Here is a 13,718-nt window from a genome sequence, read left to right as displayed (position 1 = left end):
GCGGCCCCTGGATCTCAGGGCCTGCCCTGCTCCGCCAGCCACCGCCGCAGCATCATCTGATGCGCCTCTGAGTGGCTGCTCATGACCTCATCCAACGCCTGCCCAGCCAGCACCGCGCGCACCACCGGTGCCAACTCCACCCCCTGCAAGTGCCAAACCCCCAACGGCTGATCCGCCGTCACTACCACTTCGGCCTCATCCACAAAACCATCACGTAACACCGGCCTGCGCGCTACCTGCACTGACTGCCAATCGGCCGCCAAATGCAACGGCTGGGCATCGGGCCAACTCCGCCGACGCGCCCAGAACGGCAGCCCGGCGCGTGCCTGCTCCTGAGCATAAAAATCCCGCCCGATACGGGCAAAGCGCATGAACAACTGCTCAACCCGCTGTTGATGAAATTGGCGCGCCGGCGCTGCCCGCTCGGGCCGTCGCAACAGGGTATTGATCACCACAGGCGCCTGCAGCGCCGAGGACAGCGACTGGAAAATCCCATTCCCCGACAGTGGGTCAACCGCCATTGCAGCATCCCCCACCCGTATCCAGTCATCCCCCACGCATTCGCCGGCCAGTATCGCGGTACTGCTACGGGCATGTACCTGTGCAGGTTCCATCGCCTGCGCCCCGAACAGTTCGGCCACTGACGCCGAGTCACGGCGCCGTGTGGCGCAGTACTCAGGCAGGGCGGCCTTGGTCGGCACCCCTTGGGCATCGAGGGTAATCTGCCAATAACAGCGCCCATCGGCCAACCTGGCCATCCAGGCCCAGCCGTCATCCAGGCTTTCCACCGCCGAAGCCGGTGCGCCTGGGGCGTCATGCCAGACATTGAGCAAACTGATCGTCTCAGGTCCGCGCATGCGGTCAGCTGCCAACGGTGCCTGGCGCCCACGGGCCTCAACCAGAAATGCGGCCTGCAGCATCTGCCCGTCGTCCAGGCGCACTTGATGACCCTCGGCACGCGCCACCTCACGGATGCGCCCTTCGATCAGCGTCACCCCTGCCCGTGCAAGGTCAGCACGCAAGGCACGGTCGAAGCGTTGCCGGTCGAGCAGAAACTCCTGGTTCATCTGCAGGTGCTCGCCATTCCAGCGCACCTGACGTGTCGCTGGCATCGCCGCCTCGCTCAGGGCCCCACCTAGGCCCGCGTGGCGAAGACCTTCCAGCACCCGCTGCGAAACGCCTTCCACGGCAGCAAAGCGGCGCCAGTCGGACACCACCGTGACTGAGTAGCCCAGGCGGCGCAACCCAATTGCCGTGGCAGCCCCCGCAGGCCCGGCACCCAGCACCACGATGTGCGGCTCACTCATCCTCGGCACCTCGCCGCTCAGGGCCGCTGAATGCGGCATGGGCGCGCAGCCAGTCGAACACCTGCTGCCGCCCCATGCCGGGCCGCTCACGCAGTAATGCTGCAACGCGCCCGCTCAGCGCAGCACAACCCAGGCTTGCCCCTGCCAGGCCACCGGCGCCGACATGGCCACCGAAGTCCGCCTGTGCAGTGCCCAGCCAGGACCACTGCCCCGGTGCGCAACGGGCATCGCCGGTCATGCGAATCACGCCCGGGTAACTGGCCGGGTACACCGCCCCACCCTGCGCCGGGCTGGAGGCGCACAGCAGCACGCCAGCCGCCTGGGCCTCGGCGCAGGCCTGGTGCAGCACGGGCCGGTCCTGCAGCAGGCCGAGGCTGAGGTTGATCAGCGTCGCCCCCTCTTCCACCAGCCATAACAATGCGGCGGCCACCTGCAACGCACTGGTGCTCGCCTGCACAGAAAACACCTGGGCCAGCAACAGCGGCACCGGGCCAGATTCACGCAGCAGGCCTGCAACAACGGCACTGCCGTGGCCTAGTTGGTCGGGCAACGCTTCGCCTTCTCGCAGCTGGCCTTCCTCAAGCCAGAAGCGTCGTGCGCCCAGAAAATCCAGTGCTTGGGCAGACGAGCAACCGCTGTCGATGACCCCGACACGCAACTCATTGCCCATGCTTGATGGCCTCCTGGGGCAACACCTTCAGCTGCCCATCATGCAGGTACAAATGCAAGTCAGCATCGGCGAGGGTCGAGGCTCGGTGGCTGATCAGAATGCGCGTGCGCCCGGCAAACAGCTGGTCGATGGCCGCGATCACTTCGCGCTCGGTCGCTTCGTCTACCGCCGACGTGGCCTCGTCCAGCACCAGGATCGCAGGGGCCTGCAACACCGCGCGGGCAATGGCGATACGTTGCTTCTGCCCGCCAGACAGCTGCTGGCCACGCTCGCCCAACAGCCCGTCCAGCCCCAAGGGCAGGCTTTCGACCAGGCTGTCCAGGCGCGCCAGGCGCACCACCCGTTCAAGTTCCGCACGGCTGGCTTCGGGCACCCCGTAGGCAAGGTTCTGCGCCAGGGTGCCACGGAACAGCACGATGTCTTGGCTGACCACGGCAATGCGCCGACGCAGCGCCGCCAGGTCGAGTTCGCGCAGGTCGGTGCCATCCAGCAGGATGCGCCCAGCGTCCGGGTCGTAGAACCGTTGCAGCAGATCGATCAAGGTCGACTTGCCGACGCCAGAGGCGCCGCTGATGGCGACCTTCAGGCCACCCGGTACGCAGATATTCACGTCGCTCAGCACCGCGCCTTGGCGCCCGTCATGGGCGAAGTGCAAGGCCTCCAGGCGCAATTCACCTGGCCCGTCTGGTATCGGCTGTGGCGTGTCCACCTGGCGCACGGCAACGGCTTCTTGCTTAAGCTCCATTACCCGGCCCAAGCTCACGGCCATGCGCTGCACCGCCACATACAAGCCCAACAGGCTTTGCACCGGCCCGACCGCCATGCCCATGTAGGTGGAAAACGCGATCAGCGCGCCCAGTTGCCAGGTACCTTGGATCACCCACCAGCCGCCGACCAAAAAAGCGCAGGCGCGGCACCAGGAGGTCAGCGTGCCGGGTATCGCCTGGGTAAAGAACTCGGTCACCTGCACCTTGAGCAACTGGCTCATGTAGCCCTGGCCCAACTGGTCCAGGCGCCCGGCTTCCCGAGCCTGCTGGCCAGCCGCCTGAATGAACTTCATGGCCGGCAGCGTCTCGACCAGAAACGACGAGACATCGGCCGAGCGCTCACGCAAGCTGCGCACCTCGCGCTCGACCTTGCGCCGCATCCAGCGCAACCACAGCACCTCGATCGGGATCAGCAGCGCCAGCAACAGCGACAGCTGCCAAGACAACATCAGCATCAAGGCCACCGCACCTATCAAGCCGATCACGGCAGACACCGCTGAAAACAGCGAGTCCACGGCAAAGCGCTGGATTTCGGCGACGTCGCCATCCAGCCGCGAAAGGATATCGCCGATGCGCCGCCGCCCGTAAAAAGTGGGCGACAACTGTTGCAGGTGGCGGTAAAGGTCATCACGCAGCGCGAACAGAATGCGCCCGGACAATCGCGTATGCAGGTAGCGGTTGACCCCGGCCAGCACGGTGCCCAGCAGGCCCGCAGTGATCATGATCGCCGCCATGTGCCAGAGGGTCTGGTAGTCCTTGGCCAACAGGCCTTCGTCGATCAGTGTCTTGACCAGCCAGGGTTGCGCCAGGGCCAGCAGCGACGCGCCCAAGGACAAGCCCAGCAGCACACCGATGGCGCGTCGATGGGGGCGGACAAAACCATACAGCCAGGCCAACGCCTGACGCATGAGGACAGGGTCGCTGGTCTCCACCAGCCTTGCGAACAAACCACCCATGTCAGCTACGCAACTGCTTGAGCTTGCGGTACAGCGTCGCCCGGCTGATACCCAGGGCCTCGGCGGCTGCCGAGACGTTGCCCTGGTGGCGGCCCAGGGCGCTGCGAATCAGCTCCAGTTCATTGTCCTTGAGGCTGCCGGACGGCGTCGTGCCGCTGGCCAGTTCATCGAGTAGGCAATCGGTGAGGTGATCGAGGGTCAGCACCTGCTCACCGTCCTCACGCATGGCCAACGCGGTGCGCACGACCATCTCCAGCTGGCGGATGTTGCCTGGCCAGTCGAAGCCTTCGAGCAAGGCGCTGAATGCCGGGTCCAGGCTCACGCCCTTGGCGCCGGACTTGTCCAGTAGCCCTTGGATGATCCCGGCCAAGTCGTCACGCTCGCGCAGGGCCGGCAGGCGCAGCGAGACGCCATTGACCCGGTAATAGAGGTCTTCGCGAAAATGCTGTTCAAGCACCAGGCGTTTGAGGTCGCGGTGGGTGGCGCAGATCAGCGCCACGTCGATGTCCTGCTCATCACCCGCGCCCAGAGGCGCCACGCGGCGCTCTTGCAGTACCCGCAACAGCCTGGCCTGCAGGGCCAGCGGCATGTCGCCGATCTCGTCGAGGAACAGCGTGCCGCCATGGGCCTGCATCAGCCGCCCGACCATGCCGCCACGGCGTGAGCCGGTGAACGCCCCTTCGCGGTAGCCAAACAGTTCGGATTCGATCAGCCCTTCGGGAATGGCCGCGCAATTGACCGCCACAAACGGCTTGTCGGCCCGCGGGCTGGCCTGGTGCAGGGCCCGGGCGACGACTTCCTTGCCGGTGCCGGTCTCACCCAGCAGCAGTACCGGCAAGCCATTGCCCAGGCCCTGGCGGGCCATACGCAGATTGCGCGCCAGGCGTGGGTCGCCACCGGCCAGTGCATCGAGCGCCGGTGACGTGTTGGCCAGCGCCGGCTTGCTCACCGCCACGCTGCTGTTCAACTGCCCGTGACGTGGCAGTTGCAACGCGCGGAAGAAGAACTCGCCCTTGGCCGTCTGCACACTGCTGACACCGCCCTGCCAAAGCCGGGCGATGAAGGCCGGCGAGCGCTCGCCGAGCAGGTCGCTGCTACGCCGGCCAATGAGGTCCTGGCGCGGCACCTGCAACAATTGGCAGGCACTGTCGTTGGCCGCCAGCACTTCGCCGTCCAGGCTCAGTGCCAATAGACCGTGCCAGGCACTGTTGAGGTACTGCGGGCGGCTATGGAAGGCCAGCACCAGTTGCTCGGGGTGGCACAGGCCGAACAGCCGGCCTTCGATGTTGCCGGCTGCCAGCATCAGCGTCGACAGGCTGTCCTGCGGTTGCGCCATCACGCCTTCGCGGGTGATGTCGAGCACACCGATCACCTCGCCCCGCGGGTCACGCAGCGGCACCGAGGTGCAAGAGAACGGGCTGAGGCGATCGAGGTAGTGTTCACCGCAGTTGATCAAGGTCGGCCGCCCTTCTACCACGGCCGTGCCGATGGCATTGGTGCCACGCAGGGATTCGCTCCAGCAACTGCCTGGGTGCAGGTCACGCAGGCCTTCGCGGCTGAGCACGTGGGTTTGGCCTTCGATGGCCAGCACGTTGGCCTGGGCATCACCGAGGATGATGATGCCCGCCTTGCCCTGGCGCGAGACCAGGTAATCCAGCTCGGGGGTGACGGCATCGACCAGCAAGCGGTTGCGCTCCAACAGCATGCGCAGGTCATGGCCTTGCTCCAGCCCCAAGCCAACCTGCTCGCCTTGCAGGCAATCCAGGCCATGGCCCAGGCTGCGGCGCCAGGACGCGTCGATTTCGTCGCGCAGCATGCCCAGTGGCAGCTCGCCTTCGCTGGCCAGCTTGAGCCGGGCCTGGCGGGATTCGTGTAGCGGGTCTTGGGCGTTTGTTATTAGTTGTCGCGCCATTTTCTACTCCGGCTGCGCCCCGCACGGTAGAGGGGAACTGGCTTGGGAATTTTGCGCAGTGTGCGGGAGAAATGGCCTGGCGTCATCAGGCTGCTGTCGGGAGGGTTTGGTTGGGCGTCCTCGTGGAGGGAGGTCTTCGCTTTGTAGAGCAGGCTGCGTTTGTTCAACTTGGATTACGTGCTGGACCGAGCCGCGATGGGGTTTCAGGGGGCTCGCACTGTGTTTACAGACTGGGCAGTTGAATCTAATATTTTTTTTTGATATCTGGCCATACGTTTGAGGTATTGTCCAATCGATTCTTTAGCCGATTTATTATTAAGATAATGTCCAGACTCAACAAGCTTCTCCACACCCGACCAGCCATACATACTATGGATTGGACTTTCAATCTTATACTGAATAGCGCTCACCAAGTAAAAGCGGGGGAAGCCTTCTCCATAGGCTGCAGGTCCAGCCATGTAAGTATCTACCATATATTCCGCAATTTGGTATGCCGTCGCCTCCTCTGATTTCCTCAGCGCTTCCCAAAATTCTGGCCCTACGCTAAACGATGCATCCGCTTTTTCACGCACCTTCGATGAACCTGAAGATTTTTTATTACCGCGATCAATCGCCTTGTTTTGTAGGGGCGAACGCTTTCCCCCGTTTTGACTACGCCCGTTGACGTGCCCTTTTTCTCGCGCAGTAGTCACTCCCCTCATCATCGCACTCGGATCCCAGTAGTTGACGGGGTCTGCGCCGCAGTACATATAAGCATTCAAACCACCTTCAGCGAACGGACTCAAGATGTCAGGCGAGAAAAAACGCATCAATACGGGGCTATAAGCCCGCCTGCCACGCCCTAGTAAATCGCACCCAGAAGCACCATCACGGTGCTCACCATTGAAACCAATCAACGACGCTTTCGATGTCAGATCTTCGAACCCATACGTGCTGTAGGAGTGCGTCACTGTTCCTTTCAGTACAGAGTTTTTCCCATCCACCGCCAGCAATAACGCACCCATCGGCATCTCCTTTCTATCTCATTCGCTCAACACTCAGTCTCAGCGCGCAGCCTGCTACTCGCCTGCGCTTCAGCGAGTTGCAGCGTCAGTTGCTTACGCTGTAATAATAGTTGCGCATGCCCCCTTTCTCGAATAAGACTGAGTGCTTTAGATAATTGAATTACTACTCCCTGGCACGTTACGTCAGGCCAAATCCTCCGACTACTGGCAAAAATGTCAGGTGACAAAATTCAAATTCGCGAGAGGGCTTAGGCCGCAAAACGCCTTTGCCTAATGTTTACCGAAACTGGGACTGACACAAATAATTGCCAACACTGGTCCCCTCCCTAACCCCTCCACCTGCAATGACCTCTGATTCAAGCTGGGACCTGTGTGGCTTGCCAGCGATCACCGGCAAAGCCGGTGCCATGAACCGCGTCGCCTGCATCGCCGGCAAGCCCCACAGGGTCAGCAAATCGCTTGCGATACTAGCTCTGTGTGCGAGAGCGCAGCCCAAAGGGCTAGCTGATATCCCACAGGGATAGCCTGATTTCAAGAGCGACGCAGCACCTGTGGGAGCGGGTTTACCCGCGAAGAGGCCCTCAGGGTCGATCACGGCTGCTGATTCTGACTCAGGTACTTGTCCACCGTGGCCTTGCCATCCCCACCATCCCCCGCCACCTGCCACAACCGCCGCTCGATCCCCTGCGCCAGCAAATGCCCCACCGCCGCCTCGATCGCCGACAGCACGCACAGCTGCGCCGGCTCATTGGTGGTATACCCCACCTCCGCCTCCAGCAACTTCTTGAACTCGATGAACTTGAACACCCCAGCACTGCGCCCAACCGAGTAGATGGTCTTGCTGGTCATGACGTTGGCCAGCACCTGCCCGGTGCGCACATCGACTGCGCGCAGGTTCACGGTCACCTGGTCGACGCGGTACTCGCGGGAGATGTCTATGCCTAAGTAACGCGCCCCTTCCCCGCCACTGCGCACGTTGGTGTCATAGGCGATGATGCCGCCTTCGAGCATCAGGTTGGCGGCCTGCAGCGGCGGCAGTTCGCCCATGATGTTCTCTGCAACATCCGGCTTCTTCTGCGAGGCGCGGATGATCTTGCGTTCGGTCAACAGGTTCTGCAGGCCTTCACGCTCCAGCACCACGAACCAGCCACTGGCGCTCAGGGCGTCCATCAGCATGCTCGCCGCGCCTTGGGTGACGCTGGTCGAGAACGAACTGGCCGGGGTGGGTTTGTACTGCCCGGTCTGGTCGCGGAAGCCATACACCACCGCCATCAGCCGGCCTTTAGGGCGTGGCATGTTGATCAGGTCGTAATAGGTCGAGGCGCGCGGGGTCAGGGTCGGGGTTTCCGAGTCCTGTTCGGCCGACATGGGTTCGCGCAGGCTGCAACCACTTTGCAGGCCAAGGGCGGTGAGGATCAGCAGCGTGCTCAGCAGACGTTTCATGGTGTTCTCTCCCCAACATAAATGCCTTTCCCTCTCAGGGGTTCAGGCCGCTGACCTCAATGATCGAAATTTCTCCTGTGGCGCGGTCGGTGACCTTGATGCTCAGCGCCCCTGAATCGTCGATAACGTCGATCAGGAAGGCATCGGTGGCCATGCTTCCGGTGCTGCCATTGCTGATGTTGTCCAGCAGCTGCGACAACATCCGCGACTCCAGCTGGTTGCTGAAGCGCTCCAGGGCCGAGGTGCCCGAGAAGGCAGACGCGCGGTCCTTGAGGTCGGGGTCGTCGTAGTCGTTCTGCGCCTGGGCGTTGTTCAGCAACCAGGTGCCGTTGAGCGGGTTGCCGCCGAAGGCCGGGTTGACCGGGGTGTACACCAGCTCGGTGGCCTGGGCAGCACAGGCGCTGGCCAGCAGGCAGGCGGCGATGCAACGGGGAATGCGGGTTTTCATAGCTCGTCCCTCTCCAGATCGGTGGTGTCCTGCAGCAGGCGTTGCAACTTGCGTTGGATGATCTGCTGCTTGACCAGGTCGGCGGCCGCGACGGCCTCTTCTTTGAGTTCCGTGGTGTTGGGTGGCAGGAAGCGGCGGTACATCACGTCGCGCTCGAACTCCACGGTGATCAGGCTGCCCCAGCGGGCATCCGGGCGTTCGCGCACTACCAGGTTGAAGTCCAGGCGGCTGGTGGCACGCAGGCGGTCGGCGAAGTAGTAGTAAAAATCGTGGCCGATGTGCGAGATGGTGTTGTCGACGATAAAACCCATCATCTCGTCCTCTTCAGCCGCCTTCAGCGCGCTGCTCAGCGAGCTCGCCAGCAACAGGCTCAGGCACAGCGCAGCCAGGCGGTTCATGGCGTGTCTCCCGGGCCGGCATGGGGCTGGGCACCATTGGGGCTGTCGGCGAACGCCTGCTCGGCGACGAACTGCCAGTCGCTGTAGTGCTCCAGCCCTTCGAAGCCCGACCACTCGGCGGCAAAGCCACTGCGTTTGAACGGGGTGGCGTCCGAGCGGCTGTGCACGCCGGTGATGCGGCCGTCGATCGAGCGCAGCAGGCCCCAGTCGTCGCTGTTGGTGATCGGGTCCGGGTAGAGCCTGCGGATGTGCCGCTTGGCCTCGGGGAAGCGGTTGTCCTGCAACAGGTCGGCCAGGTCCTGGGGGTACTGGGCCAGCCCCGGCGATGCCCGGTAGTAGCTGCGCAGGGCTTGGGCGTACTGGCTGCCGACCCACAGCAACTGGCGCTCGTGGTCGCGCTGGGCGGCACTCGACCAGACCGTCCCGGTGGCGGCCAGGGCCACGCTGCTGACCGCGATCAGCAGCAGCACGCCCAGGTAGGTGAAGCCGGCACAGGCTTTACCATTCAGCATAGAGGCTGCCATCACGCGCCCTCCCTGTAGCGCCGCTTTTGATGTCGGCCACGCCACCGGCCACACCTTCTGGCGGTGGCACCAGTTGCCAGGCATCGCTGCGTTCCGTGATCGGGTCCACCGGGGTGTTGCGCAGGTAGCGCAGCTCGACCAACTGCTCCAGTGAATCGGGGTAGTGCCCGGTGTCACCATAGAAGTGGTCCAACGACTCGCGCAGCACCGCCAGGCTCTGGCGCAGGGTGGCCTCGCGGGAGCTTTCCAGGCTGTTGAAGTAGCGCGGCATGGCGATGGTCATCAGCGTGGCGATAATCGCCATCACCACCAGCAGTTCGATCAGGGTGAAGCCTCGGCTGCGTTTCATGGCCGTCACCATTGCCCGTAGGGAATATTGTTGAGGCCTTTGCCACGGGCCTTGGAATACACGTCGAAGACGTCTTCGCCTTCCCGTGGGCTGTCGGGGCTGCTGTCGTAGGCACGCAGGCCCCAGCCCCCCTCATCGTCCTCCTTGGCCGCCAGCAGCGGGTCGTGGGGGATGCGCCGCAGGAAGTAGAACTTGGCCCCCTTGGCACTGCGCACATCACGCACCCCGTCGACCAACACCTGCAGGTTGGGCGGGTAGCCGCTGGCATCCAGGCGTTTTTCGATGTAGCCGGCGTCAAAGGCGCGCTTGTAGGCATCGATTGCATCACGGATCTGATACAGCGCCTCGCGCAGTTGCTGCTCCTTGCCCCGGCGCACCACGGTTTCGGTCAGCGGCGCGGCCATGCTGGCGAGCAGCCCGAGCAGTGCCAGGGTCAGCACCACCTCGATCAGGCTGAAGCCTTGCATGCCGCGTTTCATGGCCGCGGGCTCCCGTTGGTAGGCACCACGGCCATCTGGCTTTCCACTACCGGCGTGTCACCGGACGGCGTATTGCCCGGTACATCGGTTGGCGGCAGCGGCGCCATCTGGCGGACTTGCAGGCTCGACTCGGTGCCGGTGGCAAACTCCATGTCCGACGGGCTCTGGTACGGCAGGTTGCGCACGATGCGCGGGGTGATCGCCAGCACCAGTTCGGACTTGCTCATGTCGTCCTTGTTGCTGCCGAACAGCCGGCCCAGGCCGGGGATGTCGCCCAGGCCGGGGATCTTGTTGCCGCTGGCGTTGTGGTCGTTACGCACCAGCCCGGCCAGTACCTGGGTTTCGCCGTCGTGCAGGCGCAGGCTGGTCTGGGCGTTGCGGGTATCGACCTGAACCGGAATGGTGCCCTGGCGCGTGGCCTCCAGTGGGGTGGCGTTGCTGACCTCGAGCGCAATCTTGATCGCCACTTCGTTGTTCAGGTGCACGGTAGGCTGCACTTCAAGCTTCAGGCCCACATCCAGGTAGGTGACGCTTTCGGTGATCACTGGGCCCTGGGTCGACGGCACCGAGGTGGCGCTGATGATCGGCACCCGCTGGCCGATGTGGATGCGTGCCTGCTCACGGTTGCTGACGCGGATCACCGGGCTTGCCAGGGTGTTGATGTCCTTGTCCTGGGCGTTGATCTTGGCCTGTGGGGCCGGCGAGATACTGATGCGGCTGGAGTCGATGCCGCGCAACTGGTCCAGCACGCTGACCGGTTTGCCGTCGGAGGTCAGCACGCCGAAGGTGTTGGGCCATTGCAGGCCGAGGTCGAGGATGCGCGAGGTGGCCACCTCCATAACCTCCACTTCCAGCACCACTTCGGGGTTGGACTGGTCCTGGGACTGCAGCAGTTTCTCGGCCATGCGCACCGCGTCGGGGCTATCGCGCATGGTCAAGGTGTTGAGGCGCTCGTCGACAAACACGTCGCGGGTCTTGAGCATGGTCTTGACCATGTTCAGCGCCGTGTTGGCGTCGATGCTGGTCAGGTAGAAGGTGCGCATGACCAGTTCCTGGTAGTCCTTGGCCTTTTGCGGCGAGTCGGGGTAGATCATCAGGGTGTTGTCGTTGACGATCTTCTGGCGCAACTGGTTCTGCTCCAGCAGCAGGGCCACGGCGTCCTCGATGCGGACGTCGCGGACGAAGATGGTGGCCTTCATGTCTGGGCGCAGGTCTTTGTCGAAGATGAAGTTGATGCCGGCAACCTGGGACAGCACTTCGAAGATGGTCTTCAGGTTGGCATCACGAAACTCTAGGGTGACCGGGCGCTCCAGCTTGCTACGCAGCTGCGGGAAGGGCTGCGCGGTGCGTGCCTGGACGTTCTCGATGTCGCTGCGCAGGGTCATGCCCTTCTGGTTCTGCGGGTCCAGGCGCAGCACTTCGCGCATGTAGCGCTCGGCACCGAACAGGTCGCCCTGGCGCAGGGCCGCCTGGCCGAGGGCGACGCGTTCGTCGAGGGTGCGGATCAGCTCCAGTTGACGGATGCCTTCCTGGGCACGGCGGTTGTTGGGCTCGATGCTCAGCACCCGGCCGTAGCCCATGCGCGCACCGGCAAAGTCGTGGCGGATACGGTCGCTGTCGGCCTGGCTCAGCAGTGCCTCGACCGCCGCCTGGCGGCCATGGGCCAGGGCGATGTTCAGTTCGGTGTCGCGCGGGTCTTCACGCAGGGCCTCTTCCAGGCGCGCGATGCCGGCTTCGTACTGCCCCTCCTTCATCAGTTCTGCGCTGTCTTCGCGTACCGCACTGGAGCCGCAGCCGGCGATGGCCACGCACAGCGCCAACAGCAGGAACGGAGCAGGCTTGCACAGCTTCGATGACTTCATGGTGCGCTCCCGACAGACAAGGTCTGCGACTGATGCAAAGGCAGGTAGACCAGGCTCAGCTCGTTGGCCGAGACCCGGTCGAGGCGGTAGGTGTCTTCGATGACGTCGCCCTGGCGCACGACGTAGAGTTTTTCGCCGCTCTGCAGAAACACCTGCAGGTCGTCGCGATCGCCCAGGCGGCCGACGAACTGGAAGGGCAACGCCGGTGCCGTGGGTGCGGCAACCACCACGGGTGTGGCGATGATCGGTTGTTCGGTGACGGTGGCCAGGGCCTTGGGTTTGGTCCAGCGCTGGCTCGGGAACAGGTCGGTGGAGGCCTGTTCTGGCCTATTCGCGGGCAAGCCCGCTCCCACCGGTTCCATGGGCACCCCCGAACCTGTGGGAGCCGGCTTGCCGGCGATTGGGGCGTCCTCGACTTGCTGGCCAAACCAATGCCCAGGCGCCCACGCCAGCGCGGCAGAAAGCCCAAGAAACCCGAGCCAGACCAACCCACGTTGAGTATTCATCACGACCTCGACAGGTAGAGGGTCATGCGCAGGCGGGCGTTGAGCTCGCTGTCGCCGATGCGTTTGCGTTGCAGCTCAAGGTCTTCCAGCACCAAGGTCGGCAGCTGGCCAAGCAGGCCCTTGAGGAAGCCGCGGATCTGCGGGTAACTGCCGCGGACCGGCAGCACGATCTGGTAGCGCGCCAACTGGGTTTTCGGGTCGATGCCCAGGGCGTACTCGCCGCGTGCCAGGCTGATGTGCTCGGCACTGGCCAGGTGATACAGGCGCTCGATCAGTTCGCTGGCCTGCGGCTGACCGGGCAGTTGTTGACGCAGGGTGTCGAGGGCCTGCTGCTCGGGCTTGACCGCGATTTTCAGCTCGCCGCGTTGCACCCTTCCCACTTGCACACTGGCGTCTGCCTCGCTGGCCCGCAGTTCGCGCACGCTTTGCCATTGCGGCAATACACCGGCCACCGCCACGCCGACCACCAGCAGGCCAACGGCAACGGCGGCCAGGCCCACCGGGCCGATACGGCGCAGGTGCTCCTGAATGATCAGGCTGCTAAGCGGTTCAGGGGCGCGCATGGCCGGTCTCCCAGGTGGCAGTGAGGGTGAAACGCACCGGGTGCTCCGGCTGGCTCACCATCACCTCGTGATTGAGCAACGAAACATCGCTGAGCTCGGCACTGGCCTCCAGGCGCTGGTGGTACTGCAGCATCGCCTCCAGGTTGCGCGCCTCGGCGGCAATGCGGACCTGGCCCTTGCGAGCGTCCGGGGTCAGGCCAAGCAGCGCCACATCGTCCTGCGGCAGTGCTTCGAGCATGGCGAACAGCTGCTGCCAGGGCCGTTGCAGCTGCTGCGAGACATTGCGCATCTGCGCCAGGCGCTCGGCCTGCTCGCGGCTGGCTGCACTGCTTTGCGGCGCAGCGGTGGCTGGGCGCCGGCCCAGTTGCAGCTCCAGGCTGTGCAGGCGGCCTTCGAGGTCGACTTGCTCGCCCTGCAGGTGGTGTTGCAGCAGCACCAGTGCGGCCACCCCTGCACAGCCCAGGGTCAGCAGCGACCAAGCCAAGGCGCCATTGCGGCGGGGCTGGAATTCCAGGTCGAGGCGGCGCATG

15 protein-coding genes are annotated in these 13,718 nt (G+C 64.0%); all 15 read right to left on the bottom strand.

The window, feature by feature from the left end; all coding sequences use genetic code 11:
* Positions 1-14: 14 nt before the first annotated feature.
* Positions 15-1,307 (bottom strand): flavin-dependent monooxygenase QhpG, encoded by a 1,293-nt coding sequence (qhpG, locus tag HU750_RS07410; protein ID WP_186678070.1) that lies wholly within the window; start codon positions 1,305-1,307, stop codon positions 15-17.
* Positions 1,300-1,977, bottom strand: coding sequence for a subtilisin-like serine protease QhpE (gene qhpE, locus HU750_RS07405; protein WP_186678068.1), 678 nt, complete (start codon positions 1,975-1,977; stop codon positions 1,300-1,302). The genes qhpG and qhpE overlap by 8 nt, the downstream gene beginning before the upstream one ends.
* Complete coding sequence (locus tag HU750_RS07400; protein WP_186678067.1) at positions 1,967-3,700, bottom strand: ABC transporter ATP-binding protein; 1,734 nt, start codon at positions 3,698-3,700, stop codon at positions 1,967-1,969. Before HU750_RS07400 ends, qhpE begins: the two co-directional genes overlap by 11 nt.
* Position 3,701: 1 nt before the next feature.
* On the bottom strand, positions 3,702-5,612 hold the full coding sequence (locus tag HU750_RS07395) for a sigma-54-dependent Fis family transcriptional regulator (RefSeq protein ID WP_186678064.1): 1,911 nt from the start codon (positions 5,610-5,612) through the stop codon (positions 3,702-3,704).
* A 203-nt stretch (positions 5,613-5,815) separates the two neighbouring features.
* On the bottom strand, positions 5,816-6,616 hold the full coding sequence (locus tag HU750_RS27405) for an RHS repeat-associated core domain-containing protein (protein ID WP_346010839.1): 801 nt from the start codon (positions 6,614-6,616) through the stop codon (positions 5,816-5,818).
* 591 nt (positions 6,617-7,207) lie between these two features.
* Positions 7,208-8,059 (bottom strand): CsgG/HfaB family protein, encoded by an 852-nt coding sequence (locus tag HU750_RS07385; RefSeq protein ID WP_186678058.1) that lies wholly within the window; start codon positions 8,057-8,059, stop codon positions 7,208-7,210.
* A 34-nt stretch (positions 8,060-8,093) separates the two neighbouring features.
* Positions 8,094-8,507 carry a curli assembly protein CsgF gene (locus tag HU750_RS07380; protein ID WP_027593461.1) on the bottom strand — a complete coding sequence of 138 codons (414 nt, stop codon included), beginning with the start codon at positions 8,505-8,507 and terminating at the stop codon, positions 8,094-8,096.
* Positions 8,504-8,905, bottom strand: a complete 402-nt coding sequence (gene csgE, locus HU750_RS07375) for a curli production assembly/transport protein CsgE (protein WP_085272957.1) — start codon at positions 8,903-8,905, stop codon at positions 8,504-8,506. Before csgE ends, HU750_RS07380 begins: the two co-directional genes overlap by 4 nt.
* Entirely contained in the window at positions 8,902-9,429 is a 528-nt protein-coding gene (locus HU750_RS07370) for a type II secretion system protein (RefSeq protein ID WP_027593463.1), read from the bottom strand. Before HU750_RS07370 ends, csgE begins: the two co-directional genes overlap by 4 nt.
* Positions 9,404-9,778: a type II secretion system protein gene (locus HU750_RS07365; protein ID WP_085272959.1), complete on the bottom strand. Its 375-nt coding sequence runs from the start codon at positions 9,776-9,778 to the stop codon at positions 9,404-9,406. Before HU750_RS07365 ends, HU750_RS07370 begins: the two co-directional genes overlap by 26 nt.
* A 5-nt stretch (positions 9,779-9,783) precedes the next feature.
* Positions 9,784-10,257: a prepilin-type N-terminal cleavage/methylation domain-containing protein gene (locus HU750_RS07360; protein ID WP_186678055.1), complete on the bottom strand. Its 474-nt coding sequence runs from the start codon at positions 10,255-10,257 to the stop codon at positions 9,784-9,786.
* Positions 10,254-12,119, bottom strand: coding sequence for a secretin GspD/PilQ domain-containing protein (locus HU750_RS07355; RefSeq protein WP_186678053.1), 1,866 nt, complete (start codon positions 12,117-12,119; stop codon positions 10,254-10,256). Before HU750_RS07355 ends, HU750_RS07360 begins: the two co-directional genes overlap by 4 nt.
* Complete coding sequence (locus HU750_RS07350) at positions 12,116-12,625, bottom strand: hypothetical protein (RefSeq protein ID WP_186678043.1); 510 nt, start codon at positions 12,623-12,625, stop codon at positions 12,116-12,118. The genes HU750_RS07355 and HU750_RS07350 overlap by 4 nt, the downstream gene beginning before the upstream one ends.
* Positions 12,625-13,188, bottom strand: coding sequence for a GspMb/PilO family protein (locus HU750_RS07345; protein ID WP_027593468.1), 564 nt, complete (start codon positions 13,186-13,188; stop codon positions 12,625-12,627). Before HU750_RS07345 ends, HU750_RS07350 begins: the two co-directional genes overlap by 1 nt.
* Positions 13,175-13,717: a pilus assembly protein gene (locus HU750_RS07340; RefSeq protein ID WP_186678039.1), complete on the bottom strand. Its 543-nt coding sequence runs from the start codon at positions 13,715-13,717 to the stop codon at positions 13,175-13,177. Before HU750_RS07340 ends, HU750_RS07345 begins: the two co-directional genes overlap by 14 nt.
* Position 13,718 lies beyond the last annotated feature (1 nt).

The organism is Pseudomonas sp. SWRI50, assembly GCF_014269095.1.
GTDB classification, from domain to species: domain Bacteria; phylum Pseudomonadota; class Gammaproteobacteria; order Pseudomonadales; family Pseudomonadaceae; genus Aquipseudomonas; species Aquipseudomonas kermanshahensis.
This window is presented reverse-complemented; position numbering and strand designations above follow the sequence as displayed.

Bases quoted from the DNA above. Each gene is read 5' to 3' on its own strand.
- qhpG (WP_186678070.1), bottom strand. From the start codon at position 1,307: ATGAGTGAGCCGCACATCGTGGTGCTGGGTGCCGGGCCTGCGGGGGCT.
- qhpE (WP_186678068.1), bottom strand. From the start codon at position 1,977: ATGGGCAATGAGTTGCGTGTCGGGGTCATCGACAGCGGTTGCTCGTCT.
- HU750_RS07400 (WP_186678067.1), bottom strand. From the start codon at position 3,700: ATGGGTGGTTTGTTCGCAAGGCTGGTGGAGACCAGCGACCCTGTCCTC.
- HU750_RS07395 (WP_186678064.1), bottom strand. From the start codon at position 5,612: ATGGCGCGACAACTAATAACAAACGCCCAAGACCCGCTACACGAATCC.
- HU750_RS27405 (WP_346010839.1), bottom strand. From the start codon at position 6,616: ATGGGTGCGTTATTGCTGGCGGTGGATGGGAAAAACTCTGTACTGAAA.
- HU750_RS07385 (WP_186678058.1), bottom strand. From the start codon at position 8,059: ATGAAACGTCTGCTGAGCACGCTGCTGATCCTCACCGCCCTTGGCCTG.
- HU750_RS07380 (WP_027593461.1), bottom strand. From the start codon at position 8,507: ATGAAAACCCGCATTCCCCGTTGCATCGCCGCCTGCCTGCTGGCCAGC.
- csgE (WP_085272957.1), bottom strand. From the start codon at position 8,905: ATGAACCGCCTGGCTGCGCTGTGCCTGAGCCTGTTGCTGGCGAGCTCG.
- HU750_RS07370 (WP_027593463.1), bottom strand. From the start codon at position 9,429: ATGGCAGCCTCTATGCTGAATGGTAAAGCCTGTGCCGGCTTCACCTAC.
- HU750_RS07365 (WP_085272959.1), bottom strand. From the start codon at position 9,778: ATGAAACGCAGCCGAGGCTTCACCCTGATCGAACTGCTGGTGGTGATG.
- HU750_RS07360 (WP_186678055.1), bottom strand. From the start codon at position 10,257: ATGAAACGCGGCATGCAAGGCTTCAGCCTGATCGAGGTGGTGCTGACC.
- HU750_RS07355 (WP_186678053.1), bottom strand. From the start codon at position 12,119: ATGAAGTCATCGAAGCTGTGCAAGCCTGCTCCGTTCCTGCTGTTGGCG.
- HU750_RS07350 (WP_186678043.1), bottom strand. From the start codon at position 12,625: ATGAATACTCAACGTGGGTTGGTCTGGCTCGGGTTTCTTGGGCTTTCT.
- HU750_RS07345 (WP_027593468.1), bottom strand. From the start codon at position 13,188: ATGCGCGCCCCTGAACCGCTTAGCAGCCTGATCATTCAGGAGCACCTG.
- HU750_RS07340 (WP_186678039.1), bottom strand. From the start codon at position 13,717: ATGCGCCGCCTCGACCTGGAATTCCAGCCCCGCCGCAATGGCGCCTTG.